Origin of the sequence: Streptomyces sp. NPDC086147 (assembly GCF_040702165.1) — a bacterium.
Classification (GTDB): domain Bacteria; phylum Actinomycetota; class Actinomycetes; order Streptomycetales; family Streptomycetaceae; genus Streptomyces.
The window spans coordinates 237,146-259,671 of record NZ_JBFBJO010000003.1 but is presented as its reverse complement, the minus strand read 5'-3'; the positions used below and the strand labels follow the sequence as shown (position 1 = coordinate 259,671).

Sequence of the window (22,526 nt, the reverse complement as noted above, 5' to 3'; positions counted from 1 at the left end):
CGAGGGGAAGGAAGACGGGAGAAGAGGAGGAGTGCCTGTGCAGTACCTCACACCACCCGTCCGGCAGGTGCCGGGAAAAGCGAGAAGGCCGACACCATCTTCATGGTGCCGACCTTCTCATCGTTACATCTGGAGCGATGCTCCTGGTGCGCGAGGGGGGAGTTGAACCCCCACGCCCTTTCGGGCACTGGAACCTGAATCCAGCGCGTCTGCCTATTCCGCCACCCGCGCATTGGGTGTGCTCCGGACTCTCTCACTTTTCGGTGGGAGCGCCTGGCGACATCAGAAGATTAGCACGTCGCAGACCGTGGATTCACATCCGTTGTTTCGGCTCCACTCGCGGAGACCAAGGTGTCCAGGGGGAGGGAGTGACAGGAGGACGGACGGGGGTAGGCCGGAGCGGAGAGGACGGAGAGACGAGGGGGAGGGGAGGGCCGAACGGCCGGACGAGGGGGGCCGCCGGAGAGGACGGACAGGGGAAGAGCGGGGAAGCGGGGGAAGAGGAAGCGCGGGGAAAGCGGGGAAGAGGACGGGCGGGGGAAGCGGGAGCGGGGAGGGGAACACGGGAGGAACGGGGACGGACCGCCCGGCCCCCGGACCGAGCCCCACGTACACAGCCGGGTGCGGGACACTGTCCACAGGCCGCCTCTACGATCCGTGGGGGCAACCTGTGAGAGGTGACACTCGTCCACAGGGCAGAGAAGGGGAACCAGCCGATTTCCCGACGCGTGGATACGATCAGTGAGCAGTACCAGGACGGCAACGACGGAGGAGGTGCCCCATGGGAGTCATGAAGCGTTTCGAGCAGCGTCTCGAAGGTCTGGTCAACGGCACCTTCGCCAAGGTCTTCAAGTCCGAGGTCCAGCCTGTCGAGATCGCCGGCGCTCTCCAGCGCGAGTGCGACAACAACGCGCAGATCTGGAACCGTGAGCGGACCGTCGTGCCCAACGACTTCATCGTCGAGCTGAGCACGCCGGACTACGAGCGTCTCAGCCCCTACTCGGGCCAGCTCGGCGACGAGCTCGCCGGCCTGGTCAGGGACTACGCCAAGCAGCAGCGGTACACCTTCATGGGGCCGATCAAGGTCCATCTGGAGAAGGCCGAGGACCTCGACACCGGCCTGTACCGCGTCCGCAGCCGCACGCTGGCGTCGAGTACGTCACAGTCCCAGCCGCCCGCGGCCGGACAGCAGCAGGGCCGCGACGGCTACGGGTACCCCCCGGCCGGCGCCCCGCCCATGCCCGCCTCCCCGCCCCCCGGCGCGCCCGGCCACCGGCCGTCGGCCGCCGCGGGACGTCCCGGCGCCATGCCCGGACCCGCCACCCACGGCGGGGCGGGCACCCAGGTGCGCCGCTGGATCGAGATCAACGGCACCCGCCACCAGATCTCGCGCTCGACCCTGGTCCTCGGCCGCAGCACCGACGCGGACGTGAGGATCGACGATCCCGGCGTCTCCCGTCGGCACTGCGAGATCCGGACCGGAACGCCCCCGACGATCCAGGATCTCGGATCCACCAACGGCATCGTGGTGGACGGGCAGCACACCACCCGCGCTACGCTCCGCGACGGCTCGCGGATCGTCGTGGGCAGCACCACCATCGTTTACCGGCAAGCCGAAGGGTGAAGCGGGGGCAATGTCAGAGCTGACCCTTACGGTCATGCGGTTGGGTTTCCTGGCCGTTCTGTGGCTGTTCGTCATCGTGGCCGTGCAGGTCATCCGCAGCGACCTCTTCGGTACGCGGGTCACCCAGCGCGGTTCGCGGCGCCAGGAGGCGCGGCCCCAGCAGGCCGCGCGCCAGGCCGCCGCGCCCCCGCAGCAGCGCGGCCAGCAGCAGAGCACGGGTGGCCGCCAGCGCCGTGGCGCCCCGACCAAGCTCGTCGTCTCCGAGGGCACCCTCACCGGCACGACCGTCGCCCTCCAGGGCCAGACGATCACGCTGGGCCGGGCCCACGATTCGACGATCGTCCTGGACGACGACTACGCCTCCAGCAGGCACGCCCGGATTTACCCGGACCGGGACGGCCAGTGGATCGTCGAGGACCTCGGGTCCACCAACGGCACGTACCTCGACCGGTCCCGTCTGACCACCGCCACGCCGATTCCGCTGGGCGCGCCGATCCGCATCGGCAAGACCGTCATCGAGCTGCGGAAGTAGTGGCTGCATCATGAAGAGGCGCGAGCGGAGCGAGCGAGCCGGGACGGTCCCCGTCGCGGGACGTGCCGCACTCGCGGCCGGAGTGGCCGGAGCGGTTGAAGCGTCCGGAGCGACTGAAGTGACCGGAGCGACCGGAGGGTGGGCAGTGTGGGTCGAGACCGGCTGTACCCCGATGCAGCGTCGACAGGGCAGGTGCGCATGACTCTGTCGCTGCGATTCGCCGCGGGCTCGCACAAGGGCATGATCCGCGAGGGCAACGAGGACTCCGGCTACGCCGGTCCCCGGCTGCTCGCCATCGCCGACGGCATGGGCGGCCAGGCCGCCGGTGAGGTCGCCTCCTCCGAGGTGATCTCCACCCTCGTCACGCTCGACGACGACGTCCCCGGCTCCGACATCCTCACCTCGCTCGGTACGGCGGTGCAGCGCGCCAACGACCAGCTGCGGATGATGGTCGAGGAGGACCCGCAGCTGGAGGGCATGGGCACCACGCTCACCGCCCTCCTGTGGACCGGCCAGCGGCTCGGTCTGGTGCACGTCGGCGACTCGCGCGCCTACCTGCTCCGCGACGGCGTCCTCACCCAGATCACCCAGGACCACACCTGGGTCCAGCGGCTCGTCGACGAGGGCCGGATCACCGAGGAAGAGGCCACCACCCACCCGCAGCGCTCGCTCCTCATGCGCGCGCTCGGCAGCGGCGACCACGTCGAGCCCGATCTCTCCATCCGCGAGGTCCGGGCCGGCGACCGCTATCTGATCTGCTCCGACGGCCTGTCCGGCGTGGTCTCGCACCAGACGCTCGAAGACACCCTCGCCAGCTACCAGGGCCCGCAGGAGACCGTGCAGGAGCTGATCCAGCTCGCGCTGCGCGGCGGTGGCCCCGACAACATCACGGTGATCGTCGCCGACGTCCTCGACGTCGACGGCGGCGACACCCTCGCCGGTCACCTCAGCGACACCCCGGTCATCGTGGGCGCGGTCGCCGAGAACCAGGCCCAGCTCAACGACGGCGGGGTCATGCAGACCCCGGCCGGCCGCGCCTCCGGGCTCGGCCGCCACGCCTCCCACCGGCAGCAGCCCCCGGCCGGCGGCTTCGGTCCGCCCGGCAGCGGCGACGACCACGGTTACAGCCACGACGGGATGCCCCCGGAGGGCTCCTTCGAGTCGTACACCGAGGACGACTTCGTCAAGCCGCGCAAGGGCCGCAAGTGGCTCAAGCGCTCCTTCTTCCTCCTCCTGGTCCTCGCCCTCCTCGGCGGCGGCCTCTACGGCGGCTGGCGCTGGACGCAGACCCAGTACTTCGTGGGGTCCAAGGACCAGCACGTGGCGCTCTACCAGGGCATCAGCCAGGACCTGGCGTGGGTCTCGCTGTCGAAGGTCGAGAAGGACCACCCCGAGATCGAACTCAAGTACCTCCCCGCCTACCAGCGGAAGCAGGTCGAGGACACGATCGCGGGCGGCAGCCTCGTCAAGGCCCGGACGAAGGTCTCCGAGCTGGCCGTGCAGGCCTCCGCCTGCAAGAAGACCGAGGAGCGCCGCGCCGCCGCCGAGAAGGCCGCCGACCAGGCCAGCAAGCCGCCGGCCCAGAAGCCCGACGGCACCACCCCCGACCCCAAGCCCACCGCAGCCGCTCCGTCCCCGGGTCCCACCCTCACGGCGGAGGAGCAGAAGCTGGCCTCGAACTGCGGCAAGCAGTAAGCACCCGTAGGGGGCCTTCACCACCATGAGCGTTGTCACCAATACGACCACCATCGGCGCGATCGAGGCGCCGAGCCGTCGCAACACCGAGCTGGCGCTGCTCGCGTTCGCCGTCATCATCCCGGTGTTCGCGTACCTCAACGTCGGTCTGGCCATCGACGGCAAGGTCCCGGCCGGCATGCTCGGGTACGGACTCGGCCTCGCCCTCCTCGCGGGCGTCGCGCACCTGGTGGTGCGGAAGTGGGCGCCGTACGCGGACCCGCTGCTGCTGCCCCTCGCGACGCTGCTGAACGGCATGGGCCTGGTGCTGATCTGGCGGCTCGACCAGTCGCCGCGGCTGATCGCCACCTCGATGCGGCGGTACGGCAGCTTCAGCCCGGACGCCCCCAGCCAGATGATGTACTCGGCGATCGGCATCGCCATGTTCGTGGGCGTGCTGCTGCTGCTCAAGGACCACCGCGTCCTCCAGCGCTACACGTACATCTCCATGGTCGTGTCCCTCGTCCTGCTGCTGCTGCCGCTCGTGCCGGGCCTCGGCATGGACAGCTTCGGCGCCAAGATCTGGATCCGGGTGGCCGGCTTCTCGATCCAGCCGGGCGAGTTCGCGAAGATCGTCCTCGCGGTCTTCTTCTCCGGCTACCTCATGGTGAAGCGCGACGCGCTCGCCCTGGCCAGCCGCCGCTTCATGGGGCTCTACCTGCCCCGCGGCCGCGACCTCGGGCCGATCCTGACGATCTGGGCGGTCAGCCTCCTCATCCTGGTCTTCGAGAACGACCTCGGCACCTCGCTGCTGTTCTTCGGCATGTTCGTGATCATGCTGTACGTGGCGACGGAGCGGACCAGCTGGATCGTCATGGGCCTCCTGATGTCCATCGCGGGCGCGGTGGGCGTGGCGTCCTTCGCGAGCCACGTGCAGGCCCGTGTCGACGCCTGGGCCGACCCCTTCAGCTGCGCGGACAAGGTCGACGCCTGTGACCAGATGACCCAGGTGCTGATGTCCTTCGGCTCCGGCGGCATCCTCGGCACCGGCCTCGGCCAGGGCAACTCCGACCTGATCGGCTTCGCGGCCAACTCCGACTTCATCTTCGCCACGGTCGGCGAGGAGCTGGGCCTCACCGGTGTGATGGTCTTCCTGCTCTTCTACGGCCTGATCGTCGAGCGCGGCATCCGTACCGCCCTCGCCGCCCGCGATCCCTTCGGCAAGCTGCTCGCGATGGGCCTCTCCGGCGCCTTCGCGCTCCAGATCTTCGTGGTCGCCGGCGGTGTGATGGGCCTCATCCCGCTCACCGGCATGACCATGCCGTTCCTCGCGTACGGCGGTTCCTCCGTGATCGCCAACTGGGCCCTGATCGGCATCCTGATCCGGATCAGCGACACCGCGCGCCGTCCCGCGCCCGCGCCCGCCCCGTCCCCCGACGCCGAGATGACCCAGGTGGTCCGTCCGTGAACAAGCCGCTGCGACGGGTCGCGATCTTCTGCGGCCTGCTCATCCTCGCCCTGCTCATGCGGGACAACTGGCTCCAGTTCGTCCGCGCCGACGAACTGAGCACCCACGCCTCCAACCGGCGGGTCCAGGTCGAGCGGTACGCCAACGAGCGCGGCAACATCATCGTCGACGGCAAGCCGATCACCGGCTCCGTCGACTCCAAGGACGAGTACTACAAGTACAAGCGGACCTATGCCGACGGCCCCATGTGGGCCCCGGTCACCGGCTTCGCCTCGCAGGCCTACGACGCCACCCAGATCGAGAAGCTCGAGGACGGCATCCTCACCGGCAACGACGACCGGCTCTTCTTCGACCGCACCCTCGCCATGTTCACCGGCGAGAAGAGGAAGGGCGGCGACGTCGTCACCACCCTGAACGGCGCCGCGCAGAAGGCCGCCTTCGAGGGCCTCGGGAACAACACCGGCGCCGTCGTCGCCATCGAGCCGAAGACCGGCAAGATCCTGGCGATGGCCTCCACGCCCTCCTACGACCCCTCCTCCATCGCCGGCTACTCCGGCAAGGACGAGAAGGCGTGGATCGCCCTGGAGAAGGACAAGAACAAGCCGAAGCTGAACAGGGCGCTCCGCGAGATCTACCCGCCCGGTTCCGTCTTCAAGGTCGTCACCGCCGCCGCCGCGCTGGAGGCCGGCAAGGTCACCGACATCAACGCGCCGACCGAGACCCCCGAGGGCTGGAAGATCCCCCTCTCCACCAAGGAGATGGTCAACCACGCCAGCGGCTGCGCGAACGCCAGCCTGAACCGGGCGCTGGAGATCTCCTGCAACTCGGTCTTCGCGAAGCTCGGCGACGACGTCGGCCGCGACAAGATGGTCGAGACGGCCGAGAAGTTCGGCTTCAACGCCGAGCAGTACACCCCGGTCCGCTCCGTCGCCTCCGTCTACGACAAGAGGGCCGACCGGGGCGGCAACGCGCTCTCCTCCATCGGCCAGTTCAACACCGCGACCACCCCGCTCCAGATGGCGATGGTCACGGCGGCGATCGCCAACGACGGCAAGCTGATGAAGCCGTACATGATCGACGAGCTGCGCGCGCCCAACGTCGACCTGGTCAAGAAGAACGAGCCCGAGGAGATGAGCCGCCCGGTCTCGCAGGAGACCGCCCAGAAGCTCCAGCAGATGATGGAGAACGTCGTCTCCAACGGCACCGGCGGCAACGCCGACGTGAAGACGGACGGCGTGAAGGTCGGCGGCAAGACGGGCACGGCCCAGCACGGCGAGAAGAACGCCAAGCGCCCCTACGCCTGGTTCATCTCGTACGCGAAGACCTCCGAGGGCTCCCCGGTCGCGGTCGCCGTCATCGTGGAGGACTCGGCGGGCACGAACCGCGAGGACATCAGCGGTGGCGGTCTGGCCGCCCCGATCGCGAAGGCCGTGATGAAGGCGGTCCTGAAGACCCGGGGCTGACCCCCGAACCCGGCGGGAACCCCCGTAAGGGCCCCGTAAGGGCCCGACACGGGCCAGGTACCGGTCGGGTATCAAGCTACCGGCCCCGGGCGGAACGCCTGCCCGGGGCCGGTAGCGTATGCGCGAACAGCACACACCGCCGGACCACCCATGGGTGCGGTCGGGACAGACGGAGAGGGCTGGATTAGCTATGGAAGAGCCGCGTCGCCTCGGCGGCCGGTACGAGCTGGGCTCGGTGCTCGGCCGTGGTGGCATGGCCGAGGTGTACCTCGGCCAGGACACCCGGCTCGGCCGCACCGTCGCCGTGAAGACGCTGCGGGCCGACCTGGCCCGTGACCCGTCCTTCCAGGCCCGGTTCCGCCGTGAGGCACAGTCCGCCGCCTCGCTGAACCATCCGGCGATCGTCGCGGTCTACGACACCGGCGAGGACTACGTCGACGGGGTCTCCATCCCGTACATCGTGATGGAGTACGTCGACGGGTCGACCCTGCGTGAGCTGCTGCACTCCGGGCGCAAGCTGCTGCCCGAGCGCACCCTCGAGATGACGGTCGGCATCCTCCAGGCGCTGGAGTACTCGCACCGCGCCGGCATCGTGCACCGCGACATCAAGCCGGCGAACGTCATGCTGACGCGCACCGGCCAGGTCAAGGTCATGGACTTCGGCATCGCGCGCGCCATGGGCGACGCGGGCATGACCATGACGCAGACCGCCGCGGTGATCGGCACGGCCCAGTACCTCTCCCCGGAGCAGGCCAAGGGCGAGCAGGTCGACGCCCGCTCCGACCTGTACTCCACCGGCTGCCTGCTCTACGAGCTGCTCACCGTCCGTCCCCCGTTCATCGGCGACTCCCCGGTCGCGGTCGCGTACCAGCACGTCCGCGAGGAGCCGCAGCCGCCGAGCAACTTCGACGCCGAGATCACGCCCGAGATGGATGCCATCGTCCTCAAGGCGCTGGTCAAGGACCCCGACTACCGCTACCAGTCCGCCGACGAGATGCGCGCGGACATCGAGGCCTGCCTCGACGGCCAGCCGGTCGCGGCCGCCGCCGCGATGGGCATGGCGGCCGCGCCCGCGTACGGCGGTGGCTACGGCGGCTACCCGCCGGAGGACCAGCCGACCACGGCCCTGCGCCAGGCCGACCCGGGCGGCCAGACCGCCATGCTCCCGCCGGTCAACCCGAACGACGGCGGCTACGGCTACGACGACCGCCCGGACCGCCGTCGCGGGAACGGTGGCCAGAAGAAGTCGAACACCTCGACGATCCTGCTGGCCCTCGCCGGCGTCCTGGTGCTCATCGGCGCGATCTTCATCGGCGTCGCGGTCTTCGACAAGAAGGACGGCGCACAGCCGGTCACGGTGCCGAACCTGGTCGGCGAGAAGCTGGACGTCGCGACGAACCGCGCCGCCAACGTGAACCTGAAGGTCGAGCAGGCGGGCACGGAGCGCTGCGAGCAGCCCGCCGGCGCCGTCTGCCGTCAGGACCCGGTCGCGGACAACGTCGCGAAGCTCCAGCCCGAGAGCACGATCAAGGTGTTCCTCTCCGAGGGCGCGCCGCTCGTGGAGGTCCCGGACGTCCAGGAGCAGTCCCAGGAGCGGGCCACGAAGTCCCTGGAGGACAAGGGCTTCAAGGTCAAGGTCGAGGAGGAGGAGTCCGACGAGGACCTCGGCTCGGTCCTGCGCCAGAACCCGGGCGGCGGCACCAAGGCGGAGAAGAACTCCGAGGTGACGATCACCATCGCGAAGAAGAAGCTCTCGCAGCTTCCCAACGTGAAGGACCGCGCCTACGACCAGGCCGTCCAGCAGCTGAACACGGTCGGCTTCACCAACGTGGTCAGGGAGGACGTCGACTCCGACAAGCCCGCGGGCACCGTCGTCGACCAGACCCCGCAGGGCGACTCGAACCAGCCGAAGGACGTCCAGGTCACGCTGAAGGTCTCCAAGGGCCCGCAGCAGACCCAGGTCACGATCCCGGACGGCCTCGCGAACCGTCCCTTCAAGGACGTCAAGGCACAGCTCGAAGGCATGGGCCTGACGGTCGTCCAGAAGGGTTCGGACAAGGAGGACGCGCTGGTGGTCGCCACGAACCCGGGCGCGAACACCCCGGTCAACACCGGCACCTCGGTGGACGTCTTCACCATGGGCGGCGGCTTCCCCAGCAACCCGGGTGACGGCAACAACGGCGACGGCGACAACAGGGGCAACGACAACGGTGGCGGCGGCCTGTTCGGCTGATCACCGACCACCTCGTACGACGGGAGAGCCCCGGCATCCGGAAGAACGGATGCCGGGGCTCTCCCGTCGCCGGGGCTCTCCCCGTCGTGGGGGCTCTGTCATTGCCGGGTCCGGACGCTCAGCGCAGCTCCGCCGGGGGCGTCCGGTCGCCGTCGACCCGTTCCGTGCGCTCCAGCTCGCCCCAGACGATGTACCGGTAGTCCGAGGTGTACATGGGCGTGCAGGTGGTCAGCGTGATGTAGCGGCCCGGCGCGGACTTGCCGGACTCCTCGGGGACGGGCTGGAGGACGTCCACGTTGAACTTCGTGGTCGACGGCAGCGTCTTGTAGACCTTGTAGACGTACCAGGTGTCCTTGGACTCGAAGACGATCGCGTCCCCGGTCCTCACCTTGTGGATGTTGTGGAACTTCGCCCCGTGCCCGTCCCGGTGCGCGGCCAGCGTGAAGTTGCCCTTCTCCTCCTGTGGGAGCGCGGACTTGATCGGGTCGGTGTAGTAGCCGGCCACGCCGTTGTTGAGGACGTCGGGATCGGTGCCCCGCTTCACCAGGACCTCGCCGCCGCCCATCGCCGGCACGTGCAGGAAGCCGATGCCGTCGCGGGTGTCGAGCGCGCCCGGGGCGTCGTCGGCCCAGTGGTCGCGGACCTGGGCGCCGTCCTGGTCGGCGGCGCGGTCGGCGAGGACGTTGGTCCACCACAGCGAGTAGACGACGAAGAGACCGAGCACCAGGCCGGCTGTGATGAGGAGTTCGCCGAGGACACTGATGATCCCGGCGATCCGGTTGCGCGCTCGTGCCACTAGGTCGTCCCGTCGTCCCGTCCGGAGGTGTGGGGTCTCAGCCTACGAGCGCTTCTGGCTTTCCCTTGCTGCGCGGACGCTCCTCCAGGAGCCTGCCCCACACGATCATGCGGTACGTGCTGGTGAACTCGGGCGTGCAGGTGGTCAGCGTGATGTACCGGCCGGGCTCGGTGAAGCCCGAACCCTTCGGGACGGGCTGGATCACGGACACGTTGGAGGGCGGGGTCTGCGGCAGGATGCTCGCCATCTCGTACGTGTAGTACGCGTTCCGGGTCTCGACGACGATCGGGTCGCCGGGCTTCAGCCGGTTGATGTACCGGAAGGGCTCGCCGTGCGTGTTCCGGTGGCCGGCCACAGCGAAGTTTCCCTGCTTGTCGGAGGGCATCGCGGTCTTGAGGCCGCCCTCGGCGTAGTGGCCGACCATGCCCTTGTCGAGGACCTTGGTCTTGTCGATGCCCTCGGCGATGGGGACGACGACGTCCAGCTTGGGGATGTACATGATGGCGAAGCCCTCGCCGGGCTCGAAGGCTCCCGGCTGGTCCTCGCCCCCGCCCTTGGCCCAGGTGTCCTCGATCCGCTCCTTGGCCTGGTTCGTCTCCTGGCCGGCCAGGACGTTCGTCCACCAGAGCTGGTAGGTGACGAAGAGCAGCATGACGACGCCGAGGGTGATGAAGAGCTCGCCGACGATCCGGCTGGCGACGACGCCGACGCTCTCCTTGGCCTCGCGGGCGGCCCGCCGGGCCTCGACCCGGGAGAGGGGCGCGGCCGGCTTCGCGGCGGCGGGCGGGGTGGAGGGGCGGCGGCCCTTCCCCCGGCCGCCCTTGGCGGCACGGCGCCGCTCGGCCCGCCCGGGACCGGGAGGCGGCCCGTCCGCCGCCCCCGAGTGCTCGGAGGGCCCTTCAACGACCGGCAGGACCGCCGTCTCGTCCGGCGGGACCGTCGGCACCTCCTCGGCGCCGTACGGCCCGTAGGGGGGCTCGTAGGGGCCCTCGGAGGAGGTGTCCCCCCGGGCGGAGGCCCGCTCCTGCGGGTACGACCGGGGCCGCGCATAGGAATTGTCCGGTACGTACGGATCGGCGGCGGGCGCGTGGGGGTCCGGAGGGGCATACGCCCCCGGGTTCCCGTACGGGTCGGCGGGCGCCGTGTACTGCTCCGCACGCGCGTACGGATCGACTGCGGGCGCGTAAGCCCCCGGGGACGCGTACGGGTCGGCCTGCCCCCGCGCATCGGGCCGCCCGTGCGGCTCCGCCTCCGGCGCGTACCCGCCCTCCGGTACGTAACCGCCCCCCGGCACGTATCCGCTCTCCGGTACGTACCCGTCCCCCGCCGCGTACCCGTCATCCGGTACGCGCTTGTCCCCCCGTATCGGCTCCTGCCCCGGCTCCTGCCTCGCCCGGAACCACGGCGAGCCCGTCGTCACGCGACGGCCTTGCCCACCACCGGCGCGAGCCCCGCCGACCGGTCGACCGCTCCCTTGTCGCCGCACTCCTCCAGCCAGTTGGCGAGCATCCGGTGACCGTGCTCGGTGAGCACGGACTCGGGGTGGAACTGCACGCCCTCGACCGGGAGTTCGCGGTGCCTGAGGCCCATGATGATGCCGTCCTCGGTCCGCGCGGTGACTTCGAGCTCGGCGGGCAGGGCGGAGGGCTCGGCGGCCAGCGAGTGGTAGCGGGTCGCCGTGAACGGCGAGGGCAGTCCGGCGAAGACGCCCCGGCCGCCGTGCGTGACGGGCGAGGTCTTGCCGTGCAGCAGCTCGGGCGCCCGGTCGACGACGCCGCCGTACGCCACGGCCATCGACTGCATGCCGAGGCAGACGCCGAAGACGGGCACGCCGGTCTCCGCGCAGTGCCGGACCATGTCGACGCAGACCCCGGCCTGCTCGGGCGCTCCGGGCCCGGGCGACAGGAGGACGCCGTCGAAGCCGTCCTGGGCGTGGCTCAGCTCGACCTCGTCGTTGCGGAGGACTTCGCACTCGGCGCCGAGCTGGTAGAGGTACTGAACGAGGTTGAAGACGAAGCTGTCGTAGTTGTCGACGACGAGAATTCGCGCGCTCACTGGCCGTCCACCGTCACATCGTTGAACGGAAGCAGCGGCTCCGCCCAGGGGAACACGTACTGGAAGAGGACGTAGACGACCGCGAGGGCCAGCACGATCGAGATCAGCGCCCGCACCCACGCGTTGCCCGGCAGATGCCGCCAGATCCAGCCGTACATGACGTCGACCGCCCCTTCCGTTCGTTACGGGCACCAGAGTACGGGGCGCGGGGGTCGGGAGGGGTTGACTGTCCAAAGCCTGTGGACAACGCGCCGCGACCGGGAATCGTCGTCCACAGCCCGTGGACGGGCCCATGGGCGGGATCCGGTCAGCCCACCGGCTTCGCGTAGTGGAGGTCCACCGTGCCCGAGTAGCCGGGGAGGGTCACCGACCGGTGCTCGTCGACCTTCCAGCCCAGCCCGTACGCCTTGACGTAGAGCTGGTAGTTCCGGATCGCCGGGGAGTCGGCCAGCGCCCTGGTCAGCCGCCCCCGGTCACCCACGGCGGTGATCTTGTACGGCGGCGAGTAGACGCGGCCCTGGAGGATCAGGGTGTTGCCGACGCAGCGCACGGCGCTGGTGGAGATGAGCCGCTGGTCCATGACCCGGATGCCCTCGGCGCCGCCCTGCCAGAGGGCGTTGACGACGGCCTGGAGGTCCTGCTGGTGGATGACCAGGTCGTTGGCCTGCGGCTCGGGGTAGCCGGGGGCGGACCGGGCGTTCGGCGGGGCGTCGTCGAGGGTGACGGTGAGGCCGGAGCCGGAGACCTCGGTGGTGCCGGCCGCCGCTTCGAGCGCTTCGAGCTTCTCGTCCTCCGCGCGCGTGGAGCCGTCGTCGCGGGCGGCGAGGGAGTCCACCTCGGAGCGGAGGGCGGCGGCGGTCTCGTCGAGTCCGGCGTTCTTGTGGCTGCGCTCCTCGATCAGGTCGGAGAGCCTGAGGAGGGAGGCGTCCGTGCGGAGGTTGGTGCCCTTGGCCGTGTTGAAGCTCGTGACGAAGATCAGTCCGGCGAGGGCGAAAACGGCAAGGGTGAGCAGCCGGACGGGGCGCCACCTCGCGGTGCGGCCCGGCCCTTCAGGAGTGCCGGCGGAATTGCTCAACGTACCCTGATCCCCTTCGGTGCCGCGGAACCACTACGCTAACGGACGCCTGGGGGACGCAGACGTCCTCCTTCGTCACATCCCGGCGCCAGCCACAGTTCCCTGCGCGGTCACGCAGCGCATCGACAGGAGAGTCCCTCGTGCCGAAGTCACGTATCCGCAAGAAGGCCGACTTCACGCCTCCGCCCGCCAAGCAGGCCACCAGCATCAAGCTGACCAACCGCAGCTGGGTGGCGCCGGTGATGCTGGCGCTGTTCGCCATCGGTCTGGTCTGGATCGTGGTCTTCTACGTCACCGACGGCACGATGCCGATCGAGTCGATCCGGAACTGGAACATCGTGGTGGGCTTCGGCTTCATCGCGGCCGGTTTCGGCGTCTCCACGCAGTGGAAGTAGCGACGGCCCGCTCGTCCACGGCGGCGGCCTAGCGCCCGTGCCGGGTGCCCGTCAAGCTCTCCCCTGAGTTTATCCACAGCGTTGTGCACAGCACTGGATAACTTACGAAGATCTGTGGATAACTCATGCCGGGGTTGACGCCGGTATGACCGCGATCACCTTCGGCACGATGTGTCGCGCCCCTCACCTCCCTGGAAAATCCCCAGGTCAGAGGTGAGGGGCGCGTTCTTTCTCCACGGAGCGGGAGGAGTTCGCCACACACTGTGGATAACTCTGGGGAAAGCTCACACGGAAGCTCATCCACAGCCTTGTGCGCTCAGGCGAGCACGGCCGATCGGAAGAGCACGATCCCCAGGTCGAGCAGGAGAACCAGTCCACAGGCTGTGTACTGCACCAGGTTCCGCCGGGCCCGGGGCGCGTGCACCAGCGCGTACGTCACCAGGGCGCCGCCGACCAGACCGCCGATGTGGGCCTCCCAGGAGATCCCCGGACGGGTGAAGGTCAGCAGCAGGGACAGCGCGACGAAGAGGACGACCGGCCGCATGTCGTGCCGCCGGCGGCGGGCGAGGACGACCCAGGCGCCGATCAGCCCGAAGACGATCCCGGAGGCGCCGAGCGAGAACTGGTTCTGCGGGGAGAGCAGATAGGCGAGCGCCGAACCGGAGAGCCCGGACAGCAGGATCAGGGCCGTGTACCGGATCCGGCCCAGTTCGGGTTCGACGATCCCGCCGATCACCCAGAGTCCCAGCATGTTGAAGAGGAAGTGCGGGATCTCCTGGTGGAGGAAGGCCGAGGTCAGCAGCCGGTACCACTCGCCGTCCGCGACCCCGACCAGCTCGCCGGTCGGGAGGAGGGCATACCCGATGAGCGCCAGGTCGTCGACGAGCCGGTCGCCCACCGCCTGGACGGCGATGAAGAGGGCCAGGTTGATCGCGATGACGATCTTGGTGACGAAACGTTCGTCCGTGGCCACCCGGCCGCCCGCGAGCGTCCGGGGCCGGTTGGCGTCGGGGGCGTGTCCGGTGCCCGAACCGCCGCGTACGCAGTCGGGGCACTGGAAGCCGACGGAGGCGGAGACCATGCACTGCGGACAGATGGGCCTGTCGCAGCGGACGCAGCGGATGCCGGTCTCGGTCTCCGGGTGGCGGTAACAGCGCGGCAGACCGGGCTGCGCGTCCATGGGAGGTCCCGTCCCTTCCGGCTCAGCGCTTCTCGATCACCACGGACTCGACGACCACGTCCCGGAGCGGACGCTCGGTGTGCGGATCGGTCCCGGTCTCCGCGATCGCGTCCACGACCTTCCGGCTCTCCTTGTCCACGACCTCGCCGAAGATCGTGTGCTTGCGGTTCAGCCAGGTCGCGGGGGCGACGGTGACGAAGAACTGCGAGCCGTTGGTCCCCGGGCCGGCGTTGGCCATGGCGAGCAGGTAGGGGCGGTCGAAGAAGAGCTCCGGGTGGAACTCGTCGGCGAACTCGTAGCCGGGACCGCCCGTGCCGTTCCCCAGGGGGTCGCCGCCCTGGATCATGAAGCCCTTGATGACCCGGTGGAAGACCGTCCCGTCGTAGAGCGGGTCCTCGGAGACCGCGCCGGTGGCGGGGTGCGTCCACGCGCGCTCGCCCGACGCGAGTTCGACGAAGTTGCGCACCGTCTTCGGCGCGTGGAACGGCATCAGCCGCACCTCGATGTCGCCCAGGCTCGTCTTGAGGATCGCGTACAGCTGCTCGGCCACGGTCGCCTTCCGTCCACATCGGTGCGCGTCATGTCACGCCTGACTCTGCAGTGAACGATCCTCGCATGCCCCGGATGCCCGCCCCACATGCCGGACCTGGCTTCGGCGGGCATGATTCCGAAGAGGATGGAAAGGCGAAAACCTGACATCGCCACCGAGGAGGAGGAATCCCGTGACCCGCATGGACAGCGTGCGCGCCGCCACAGGTTCGGCGAAGGAGAGCGTTCTGCACGCCGCGGAAGTGGTGGCGCCGTACGCGGAAACGGCCCGGGACCAGGCCACACAGTATGCGAACGAGGCGCGTGAACTGATCGCGCCGAAGCTTTCGAAGGCGGCTCATCAGGCCCGGACGCAGGCTCGTACGCAGTACGACGCGTACGTCGCACCGCGGGTCCCGCCGCGGGTCGACGCGGCCGCACACCGTGCGGCGGTCAAGACCCGCCGGGCCGCCCGTCAGGCAGCCGACTACACCACTCCGCGCGTCGAGAGCGCGGTCGCCGCGACCGGTCCCGTCCTGGAGGAGGCCGGTGCGCGCTCCACGGCCGCCTGGGCCGCGCTGCGCGGTCAGGTGACGCCGAAGGAGATCCGGAAGATCGTGAGGAAGCACGAGCGCCGGGCCAGGGCCGGGCGCTTCGCCAAGGGACTCGTCGTCCTCGGCGTGGTGGCCGGCGGCGTGTTCGCCGCCTGGAAGTGGTGGGACAAGCAGTCGAACCCCGACTGGCTGGTCGAGCCGCCCGCCGCCACCGAGGTGGACGAGGAGGTCACCGTGCTGACGTCCGTCGACGGCAGTGGGGCCACCCTCGATCCGGAGGTGGAGGTCAAGGAGGCGGAGGCCGCCGAACTGGACGCCACCGAGGCCGCCGAGCGCCGCGACGAGGGCCGCTGACCGGACGGGGACTTCGTACGGGGTCCTGCCGGGCTCTGCCGCGCGGTTCCGGAGACCGCCGGGTGCGGTTGGGTAGTGCCGGAGCCTGCCGGGTGCATTGGGGTAGTGCCGGGTTCTACCCGGCCCTGCCATGCGGTGCCTGACCCTGTCGGGGCCTGGCGGGTGCTGCCGGATCCTGTCGGGTCCGGCCGTACGGTGCCGGGTGCCACCAGGTGGTCCAGGTGCTTCGGACGCTTTGGATGACGCCGGTTCCTACTACGTGATGCCGGATGGGCACTGCGTGGTGCCGGATGGGCACAAGTGGGGTGCGGGGAGTGCACGTCGTGGTCTCCCCGCGCCCTACGCCGCCGTGGCGAGCGCCAGCTCCGTCAGCGCGACCGGGTCGCTCTCGACGGCGGCGGGCACGGCCGACCGCTGACGCGCGGCGGGGGAGGAACCGTGGGCCTCGGCGGCGATGCGCTGCTTGATGGTGGGCGGCAGGGAACGGTCCCCCGCGAGCAGCGGCCACCGGTGTGCCCGCTGTGCCGGTACGGAGGCGGACGCGCGCTCCCCCGCGGCGGAGGAGGTCGTGGCGGCGGCAGCGGGAGCCACCGGCTCCTCGGGCTGCCGCACGGCGGGCTGCTGGGCCGCGGCGGCGGTGCCCGCCAGGCCGACGGAGGCGAGCAGGGCGAAGAGGACGGAGATGAAGGCGGCCCAGAACTGCTTGACCTTGGCGGTGGCCATGGTCCCTCGCTTTCGTGGTGTTCTCGGATGGTTCATTTCGAGTTGCGCGCTTTACATACCTTCCTCATGATGTGACTGCGCCCCGGAATGGCACGGAGCGACGCCGCCCGTGCGCAGTTCTTCGGATGAACACCACTCGTACGGATCAGCGGGCGGTGTCCGCCCACCGCACGGCGGGGCCGGTCGCCGCGCCCGCGACCAGGAAGACCCCGCCCAGGAGCAGCCACCCGGGCACGCCCCAGCCGATGAGCAGGGTCGTCACGAGCAGGGGCCCGAGGGTGCGGGCGACGGGGACCCCGGAGCCGTAGAAGCCCTGGTACTGGCCGATCCGGTCGGCGGGGGCCAGCGCGAATCCGATCTGCCACGAGCCCGCGGAGTGCCGCATCTCGGCGAGCACCTGGAGCACGGCCCCGAGGACGAGCACCGCCGCCGCGACCCCCGCCCCGGCGCCACGACCCGCCTCCGACGCCCCCGAGAACGCGAAGACCGCGCACGCGGCGCACATGACCGCCCCCGACCACCGCACCGCACGCGCGGCCGTGGCGAGGTCCGTCACGGACCGGGCGGCACGGACCTGGAAGAGCGTCACCACGACGGTGTTGAGGACGAAGAGCGCCGACACGGTCCAGCCGGGAGCCGCCGTCCGCTCCACGATCCACAGCGGCAGGGCGAGGCTGAGGAGCGGCATCCGCAGCAGCATCAGGGCGTTGAGGAGGGCGAGCAGCGCGTACGGCCGGTCCCGCAGCACCGCGAGCCCCGGCCCGCCGCCGGACGGCCCCGGGGCGGGCGCCACCGCGGGCAGCCGGCCCAGGACGAGCGCGCAGACCAGGAAGGCGGCGGCGTCCAGGGCGAACACGGCGAGGTACGCGCTCCGCGTCCCCGCGTGCAGCGCGAGCCCGCCGAGCGCCGCCCCCACGGCGAGCCCGCCGTTGAGGACGGCCTGGAGCCGGGCGAGCGCCCGCGTCCGCACGGCCGGTCCGACCAGCCCGGCGAGCAGGGCCTGCCGGGCCGCGGCGAGCCCGCTCTGCGCCGTGGCGTACGCGACGGCCGCGCAGAGGAACGGCACGAAGGAGCGCAGGACGAGGAAGAACGCGACGGACCCGGCGGTGGCCAGGGCGAGCAGTACGGCGGTCCCGCGCGGCCCCCGCCGGTCGGCCAGGTGCCCCAGCGGCACCCCGGCGACCGACCCCACGGCCCAGGCGACCGCGAGCCCGGCCCCGATCTGCGGCGCGGAGAGCCCGACGATCCGCGTGAAGTAGAGCGCCGAGGAGACGTAGAAGGCCCCGTCCCCGACCGCGTTGACGAACTGCGCGACCACCAGCGCACGGGGCACACGCCCGCCGGCCTCCCCACGCGCTCCCCCGTCGCCCTCCCCACGCGCTTCCCCGCTCGCGTGCCCGCCGGCTTCCCCGCCGGCCTCCCCGCGCGCGTGCCTGCGGATTTCGCGCGCGTACGGCTCGGCCTCGTCCGTCCGCCCCCGCGCGTTCCCTCTGTTCGCCATGGACACGACGCTAGAACCGAGTGGCCCACCGTTCCTGGTCCATTCGCACCTCCGGAGCCTGGGCCACTTGGGCCCCTGCTCACCCAGCGCCACGCCCCCGGGCCCCGGTCCCGGCCGCCGTCCGCGTACCGGAGGAGACGCGAAAGACCCCTCTGGCCCGCGCTTCCGCAGGTCAGGGGGGTCCATCCGGAGTGGAGCCTAGGGGAGTCGAACCCCTGACATCTGCCATGCAAAGACAGCGCTCTACCAACTGAGCTAAGGCCCCGGAACGAGGACAGCGTACCGGGTCACCCCCCATGTCCGGCAAAAGGATTGGGACTCCCGGTCCGCGACCACGCTCCGTAAGATGCTGCCCGAGGTTCGCAGTGGCGAACCGCAGGGATGGGGAGAAGTGATGGACGCAGCGCAGCAGGAAGCCACGGCCAGAGCCAGAGAGCTTCAGCGCAGTTGGTACGGGGAGCCGTTGGGGGCGCTCTTCCGTCGGCTGATCGACGATCTCGGGCTCAACCAGGCCAGGCTCGCGGCCGTGCTCGGGCTCTCCGCGCCCATGCTGTCCCAGCTGATGAGCGGCCAGCGGGCGAAGATCGGCAACCCGGCCGTCGTCCAGCGCGTCCAGGCGCTCCAGGAGCTCGCCGTGCAGGTCGCCGACGGCAGCGTCAGCGCCGCCGAGGCCACCGACCGCATGGAGGAGGTCAAGAAGTCGCAGGGCGGCTCCGTCCTCACCGGCTCGGGCCAGACCGGCGCCGGCACGGGCACCGGCTCCGGCGCCCCGACCGTGCGCCGGGTGGTCCGCGAGATCCAGTCCCTGCTGCGCTCCGTCGCGGCCGCGGGCGACATCATCGACGCCGCCGACTCGCTCGCCCCGGCCCACCCGGAACTGGCAGAGTTCCTCAGGGTGTACGGCGCCGGGCGCACCGCGGAGGCGGTCGCCCACTACGAGTCGCACCAGAACTGAGGGGCCCGGCGGCCGGCCGGATCCGCGGAGAGACGACGCAACGGGGAGCGGGCGCAGCACGATGGGTGAGGTCTTCGCCGGACGGTACGAGCTGATCGACCCGATCGGACGGGGCGGGGCGGGCGCGGTGTGGCGGGCCTGGGACCACCGGCGCCGCCGCTACGTGGCGGCCAAGGTGCTCCTGCAGAGCGACGCCCACACCCTGCTCCGCTTCGTCCGCGAGCAGGCGCTGCGGATCGATCACCCCCACGTCCTCGCCCCGGCCAGCTGGGCCGCCGACGACGACAAGGTCCTCTTCACCATGGACCTGGTGGCCGGCGGCTCGCTCGCCCACGTCATCGGGGACTACGGCCCGCTGCCGCCCCGCTTCGTCTGCGTCCTCCTCGACCAGCTGCTCTCGGGCCTGGCCACGGTGCACGCCGAGGGGGTCGTCCACCGGGACATCAAGCCGGCCAACATCCTCCTCGACGTCACCGGCACCGGACGGCCGCACCTGCGCCTCTCCGACTTCGGCATCTCCATGCGCAAGGGCGAGCCCCGGCTCACGGAGACCGACTACGTCGTGGGGACGCCCGGCTACTTCGCGCCCGAGCAGCTCCTCGGCGCCGAACCGGACTTCACCGCCGACCTGTTCGCCGTCGGCCTGGTCGCGCTCTACCTGCTCCAGGGCCGCAAGCCGGACTCCCAGGCCCTGGTCGAGCACTTCCTCGCGTACGGCACCCCGAGCGCCCCCGAGGGCCTCCCGGAGCCCCTGTGGCAGGTGCTCGCGGGACTGCTCCAGCCCGACCCGCAGGCCCGCTTCCGGACGGCCACGGGGGCGCGCAAGGCGCTGAGCGCCGCCGTCGAGATGCTGCCCGATCCGACCGCCGACGAGGAGCCGGTCGAGATCTTCGACCAACTCGGCCCCCTGCCCCCGGGCTTCGGTCCCGAAGGCCCCACGAGCACCACGAGCACCACCGGCACCACCGGCACCACGAGCTCCTCACCCCCCGCGGCCGACGCGACCCCCGCCCCGGCCCCGCCCACAGCCACCGACCCCGAGCGCCCCCTCTCCGCGCCCGTACCGGCCCCGGAACAGCCCGCGGGCCCCGCGCACCCCGTGCCGCCACAGCACCGGCCCCCGCACCCGGCCACCCCGGTCACAGCCCCGGTCACCCCCGCCGCTCCGGCCGTCCCGCCCCACCCCTCCGAGACCGGCAGCTTCCACCTGCCCCCGCCGGCCCCGCACCCGGGTCCCGCCTTCAACCAGGGGATCGCCCCGGCGGGCCCGTACGGGCAGGCCCCCGCGAACCCGTACACCGCCCACCCCGTCCAGGCCCCCGGCCCCTACGGGTACCCGCACCCGGTGACGGCCCCCGTGCCCGCCCCCGTACGCCGTCCGGGACCGCCCCCGAAGGTCGCGGTCCCGGTGCTCCTGCTCGCGCTCGTCTGCCTCGCGGTCGGCTTCTGGGCCCTCACTCAGGTCTGAGGCGTCACGCCGTCCGCCTCCGCGCCACCAGCGTCCACGCGCCGAGGCCGAGCAGCAGCACCGTCCCGGTGCCGATCCCAGCGGTGGCGACCAGCCGCATGGAGTCGCCGCGCTCCGCCTCCTCGGCCGCCTGCGCGCCGCTGGACCCCTTCTCGGCCGACCTCTTGTCGTCGGGGGTCACGGCGAACGGGCCGGGGTCCCCGTCGTACCCGGGACCGGCCTTCGCCGCGTTCAGCACGTTCACCCGCAGCGTCAGCGGCACCGGCCCGTCGCCGTACTCCCCGGCGAGCTCCGGGCTGAGCGTGGCGGACAGGTAGTACCAGCCGGCGAACCGCATCCCGCTCGTGGCCTCGGTGTACGAGGTGCGGTTCTCGTGCGCCACCGGCCGCTGCGGGCCGAGCGCCAGCGTCGCCTGCTTCCCGCTGTAGCCGACGGTCTCGGCGTCGACGTGGCCGAGCGCCGGGTTCTCCAGGGAGAGCACCAGCGCGTTGGAGACGTAGTCGTCGCCCTCGACGCTGCTGCCCAGCTCGGCGGTGGCGAAGAGCTGCTGCCCCCAGTCGAGGGGGACCCGGTAGAAGAGGGTCTGCCCCGGCCGGATGTCGGACCGCCACTCGCCCCGCGTGAGCGAGGCCGCGTCGTGGATCCCCGAGCCGCCCTGCCGTGGCTTCGGTTCGCCCGTCAGGGGCGCGGGCGTGGCGGACGGCCAGGCCTCCGGAAGTTCGGTCGGCCCCGCCTTCTTCAGGAGCGGCTCGGCCAGGTGCCGGATCTCGACGTCCCAGTCGGACTGGTCGGAGCCCGTCTTCGTGGTGCGCTCGACGAGCACGTAGTAGTTGCCGGGCTGCTGGCAGCTCGAACTGTCCGGGTCGACCGTGCGGCGGGCGTAGGCGGCGAGGGGGCGGGTGTACCGGGCCGAGGAGAAGCCCGTCTGCTGGTAGCCGCACTCGGTGCCGGAGTCGTCCTGGATGCTGACCTTGAAGCCGTCGCCGTACTCGACCTTGCCGCCCGGCTCGGGGACGGCGACCACGGAGACGTACGTGTTCCGCTTTCCGTCGAGGACGATCCGGTAGTAGACCTTGCCGTTCTTCCGGAGCGTGTCGCGGTAGGTCCGCCCGGTCCTCAGCTCCTGCGCGTCCGAGCTGGAGGCGGCGCCCCGGACCCGCTGGGCGGTGGAGTCGAAGGTGTACGGCGGGAGCGCCTCCCCGCCGGCGGCCCGGACCTGGGCCTGAATCCGAGTGTGGGCCTGTGCCTGGGCGGGCGTCCCCGCCACCGTTCCCACCGCCGCGGCGGCCGCGATCAGGGCCCCCGCCCTCCTGCCGATGCCGACCCGCTTCTTCACGCGCTCCCCCTCGTCACTTCCTCATCGCTTCCTCTTCGCTTGAGCAAGCAACATATTCGCCCGGGCAAACCGCCGACAGGGCCCGGCGGGATCCGGACGGCCCCGGAACAGAGCGAAGCCCCGGCCCGCACAAGTGCGGCCGGGGCTTCACCCACAGACGGTCTTCGTCTCAGACACCCGAACCTGCGGGCACGGAGTCGGTCGCCTCCGTCCACAGATCCTGCTCGGCGCGATCCGCCTGGATCTGGCGGTACACGAGGAGCCCGCCGATGGCGGCCAGTGCGACCAGGAGAAGCTTCTTCACCGCGCGACCTCGTCTTTCGTTGACGTAGGAGACTTCTGACGCCCACTCTACACATCGACCGATACCGATCGGTGACCTGTGCGAGTTTCAAACCCACGACGTCCCCGATTCCCTCCGGGGCAAAGAGAATCGGCCCGGACGGTTGAACCGTCCGGGCCGATCTGAAATGTGGGGCTAACAGGATTTGAACCTGTGGCCTCATCCTTATCAGGGATGCGCTCTAACCAACTGAGCTATAGCCCCGCCGCGCTTTGCGGTGTGTGTCCCGCGCGCTGACTCCTGAAGATTAGCGCACGTGGGGGCCAGTC

At 70.9% G+C, this 22,526-nt stretch carries 21 protein-coding genes and 3 tRNA genes; 10 read left to right on the top strand and 14 right to left on the bottom strand.

What is annotated here, in order from left to right; all coding sequences use genetic code 11:
• Nucleotides 1-144: 144 nt before the first annotated feature.
• Nucleotides 145-231 (bottom strand) — tRNA-Leu (locus AB0398_RS09255).
• Between the two features lie 550 nt (nt 232-781).
• Here AB0398_RS09255 and AB0398_RS09250 point away from each other — a divergent pair.
• The 6 genes from AB0398_RS09250 (at nt 782) to pknB (ending at nt 8,994) form a co-directional block, all read left to right on the top strand.
• Entirely contained in the window at nt 782-1,624 is an 843-nt protein-coding gene (locus AB0398_RS09250; protein ID WP_366373243.1) for a DUF3662 and FHA domain-containing protein, read from the top strand.
• 10 nt (nt 1,625-1,634) lie between these two features.
• Entirely contained in the window at nt 1,635-2,156 is a 522-nt protein-coding gene (locus tag AB0398_RS09245) for an FHA domain-containing protein (protein WP_366373242.1), read from the top strand.
• 198 nt (nt 2,157-2,354) lie between these two features.
• Entirely contained in the window at nt 2,355-3,851 is a 1,497-nt protein-coding gene (locus AB0398_RS09240; protein WP_366373240.1) for a Stp1/IreP family PP2C-type Ser/Thr phosphatase, read from the top strand.
• Between the two features lie 25 nt (nt 3,852-3,876).
• Nucleotides 3,877-5,298: an FtsW/RodA/SpoVE family cell cycle protein gene (locus AB0398_RS09235; RefSeq protein WP_366373238.1), complete on the top strand. Its 1,422-nt coding sequence runs from the start codon at nt 3,877-3,879 to the stop codon at nt 5,296-5,298.
• The gene (locus tag AB0398_RS09230; protein ID WP_366373236.1) at nt 5,295-6,761 is read left to right on the top strand and encodes a penicillin-binding transpeptidase domain-containing protein; all 1,467 of its coding nucleotides are present in this window, start codon (nt 5,295-5,297) and stop codon (nt 6,759-6,761) included. The genes AB0398_RS09235 and AB0398_RS09230 overlap by 4 nt, the downstream gene beginning before the upstream one ends.
• A gap of 190 nt (nt 6,762-6,951) precedes the next feature.
• On the top strand, nt 6,952-8,994 hold the full coding sequence (pknB, locus tag AB0398_RS09225) for a Stk1 family PASTA domain-containing Ser/Thr kinase (RefSeq protein WP_366373234.1): 2,043 nt from the start codon (nt 6,952-6,954) through the stop codon (nt 8,992-8,994).
• Nucleotides 8,995-9,112: 118 nt separating this feature from the next.
• Here pknB and AB0398_RS09220 read toward each other — a convergent pair whose 3' ends face one another.
• The 5 genes from AB0398_RS09220 to AB0398_RS09200 form a co-directional block, all read right to left on the bottom strand.
• Nucleotides 9,113-9,790: a class E sortase gene (locus AB0398_RS09220; protein WP_366373233.1), complete on the bottom strand. Its 678-nt coding sequence runs from the start codon at nt 9,788-9,790 to the stop codon at nt 9,113-9,115.
• A gap of 37 nt (nt 9,791-9,827) precedes the next feature.
• Nucleotides 9,828-11,210 (bottom strand): class E sortase, encoded by a 1,383-nt coding sequence (locus AB0398_RS09215; RefSeq protein ID WP_366373231.1) that lies wholly within the window; start codon nt 11,208-11,210, stop codon nt 9,828-9,830.
• Nucleotides 11,207-11,845, bottom strand: a complete 639-nt coding sequence (locus AB0398_RS09210) for an aminodeoxychorismate/anthranilate synthase component II (protein WP_366373230.1) — start codon at nt 11,843-11,845, stop codon at nt 11,207-11,209. Before AB0398_RS09210 ends, AB0398_RS09215 begins: the two co-directional genes overlap by 4 nt.
• Entirely contained in the window at nt 11,842-12,003 is a 162-nt protein-coding gene (locus AB0398_RS09205; protein WP_148003371.1) for a hypothetical protein, read from the bottom strand. Before AB0398_RS09205 ends, AB0398_RS09210 begins: the two co-directional genes overlap by 4 nt.
• 149 nt (nt 12,004-12,152) lie before the next feature.
• On the bottom strand, nt 12,153-12,920 hold the full coding sequence (locus tag AB0398_RS09200) for a DUF881 domain-containing protein (RefSeq protein ID WP_366373229.1): 768 nt from the start codon (nt 12,918-12,920) through the stop codon (nt 12,153-12,155).
• A gap of 140 nt (nt 12,921-13,060) precedes the next feature.
• Here AB0398_RS09200 and crgA point away from each other — a divergent pair, with 140 nt between their 5' ends.
• Complete coding sequence (crgA, locus tag AB0398_RS09195) at nt 13,061-13,315, top strand: cell division protein CrgA (RefSeq protein WP_366373228.1); 255 nt, start codon at nt 13,061-13,063, stop codon at nt 13,313-13,315.
• Nucleotides 13,316-13,631: 316 nt separating this feature from the next.
• Here crgA and AB0398_RS09190 read toward each other — a convergent pair whose 3' ends face one another.
• Entirely contained in the window at nt 13,632-14,495 is an 864-nt protein-coding gene (locus AB0398_RS09190; RefSeq protein WP_366373227.1) for a rhomboid family intramembrane serine protease, read from the bottom strand.
• A gap of 22 nt (nt 14,496-14,517) precedes the next feature.
• Nucleotides 14,518-15,045, bottom strand: a complete 528-nt coding sequence (locus tag AB0398_RS09185) for a peptidylprolyl isomerase (RefSeq protein ID WP_366373226.1) — start codon at nt 15,043-15,045, stop codon at nt 14,518-14,520.
• A 172-nt stretch (nt 15,046-15,217) separates the two neighbouring features.
• On the opposite strand from AB0398_RS09185, the gene AB0398_RS09180 reads away from it, so the two are divergent.
• A complete protein-coding gene (locus tag AB0398_RS09180; protein ID WP_366373225.1) occupies nt 15,218-15,931 on the top strand; it encodes a DUF5324 family protein in 714 nt (237 codons plus the stop codon).
• 339 nt (nt 15,932-16,270) lie between these two features.
• Here the strand turns inward: AB0398_RS09180 and AB0398_RS09175 are convergent, their stop codons facing one another.
• The 3 genes from AB0398_RS09175 to AB0398_RS09165 form a co-directional block, all read right to left on the bottom strand.
• Nucleotides 16,271-16,654, bottom strand: a complete 384-nt coding sequence (locus AB0398_RS09175) for a DUF6344 domain-containing protein (protein ID WP_366373224.1) — start codon at nt 16,652-16,654, stop codon at nt 16,271-16,273.
• A gap of 145 nt (nt 16,655-16,799) precedes the next feature.
• Nucleotides 16,800-17,987: an MFS transporter gene (locus AB0398_RS09170; RefSeq protein ID WP_366373223.1), complete on the bottom strand. Its 1,188-nt coding sequence runs from the start codon at nt 17,985-17,987 to the stop codon at nt 16,800-16,802.
• A gap of 360 nt (nt 17,988-18,347) precedes the next feature.
• Nucleotides 18,348-18,420 (bottom strand) — tRNA-Ala (locus AB0398_RS09165).
• Between the two features lie 129 nt (nt 18,421-18,549).
• Here AB0398_RS09165 and AB0398_RS09160 point away from each other — a divergent pair.
• Nucleotides 18,550-19,110, top strand: a complete 561-nt coding sequence (locus tag AB0398_RS09160; RefSeq protein ID WP_366373222.1) for a DNA-binding protein — start codon at nt 18,550-18,552, stop codon at nt 19,108-19,110.
• Nucleotides 19,111-19,171: 61 nt separating this feature from the next.
• Nucleotides 19,172-20,578: a protein kinase gene (locus AB0398_RS09155; protein ID WP_366373221.1), complete on the top strand. Its 1,407-nt coding sequence runs from the start codon at nt 19,172-19,174 to the stop codon at nt 20,576-20,578.
• Nucleotides 20,579-20,582: 4 nt separating this feature from the next.
• Here AB0398_RS09155 and AB0398_RS09150 read toward each other — a convergent pair whose 3' ends face one another.
• From AB0398_RS09150 to AB0398_RS09140, 3 genes are all read right to left on the bottom strand, one after another.
• Complete coding sequence (locus AB0398_RS09150; RefSeq protein WP_366373220.1) at nt 20,583-21,914, bottom strand: hypothetical protein; 1,332 nt, start codon at nt 21,912-21,914, stop codon at nt 20,583-20,585.
• Nucleotides 21,915-22,083: 169 nt separating this feature from the next.
• Nucleotides 22,084-22,218 (bottom strand): DLW-39 family protein, encoded by a 135-nt coding sequence (locus AB0398_RS09145; RefSeq protein ID WP_003958712.1) that lies wholly within the window; start codon nt 22,216-22,218, stop codon nt 22,084-22,086.
• Nucleotides 22,219-22,387: 169 nt separating this feature from the next.
• A tRNA-Ile gene (locus tag AB0398_RS09140) sits at nt 22,388-22,461 on the bottom strand.
• Nucleotides 22,462-22,526 lie beyond the last annotated feature (65 nt).

Coding starts and splice junctions, on each gene's coding strand:
- AB0398_RS09250 (WP_366373243.1), top strand. CDS start 782: ATGGGAGTCATGAAGCGTTTCGAGCAGCGTCTCGAAGGTCTGGTCAAC.
- AB0398_RS09245 (WP_366373242.1), top strand. CDS start 1,635: ATGTCAGAGCTGACCCTTACGGTCATGCGGTTGGGTTTCCTGGCCGTT.
- AB0398_RS09240 (WP_366373240.1), top strand. CDS start 2,355: ATGACTCTGTCGCTGCGATTCGCCGCGGGCTCGCACAAGGGCATGATC.
- AB0398_RS09235 (WP_366373238.1), top strand. CDS start 3,877: ATGAGCGTTGTCACCAATACGACCACCATCGGCGCGATCGAGGCGCCG.
- pknB (WP_366373234.1), top strand. CDS start 6,952: ATGGAAGAGCCGCGTCGCCTCGGCGGCCGGTACGAGCTGGGCTCGGTG.
- AB0398_RS09205 (WP_148003371.1), bottom strand. CDS start 12,003: ATGTACGGCTGGATCTGGCGGCATCTGCCGGGCAACGCGTGGGTGCGG.
- AB0398_RS09190 (WP_366373227.1), bottom strand. CDS start 14,495: ATGGACGCGCAGCCCGGTCTGCCGCGCTGTTACCGCCACCCGGAGACC.
- AB0398_RS09175 (WP_366373224.1), bottom strand. CDS start 16,654: ATGGCCACCGCCAAGGTCAAGCAGTTCTGGGCCGCCTTCATCTCCGTC.
- AB0398_RS09160 (WP_366373222.1), top strand. CDS start 18,550: ATGGACGCAGCGCAGCAGGAAGCCACGGCCAGAGCCAGAGAGCTTCAG.
- AB0398_RS09155 (WP_366373221.1), top strand. CDS start 19,172: ATGGGTGAGGTCTTCGCCGGACGGTACGAGCTGATCGACCCGATCGGA.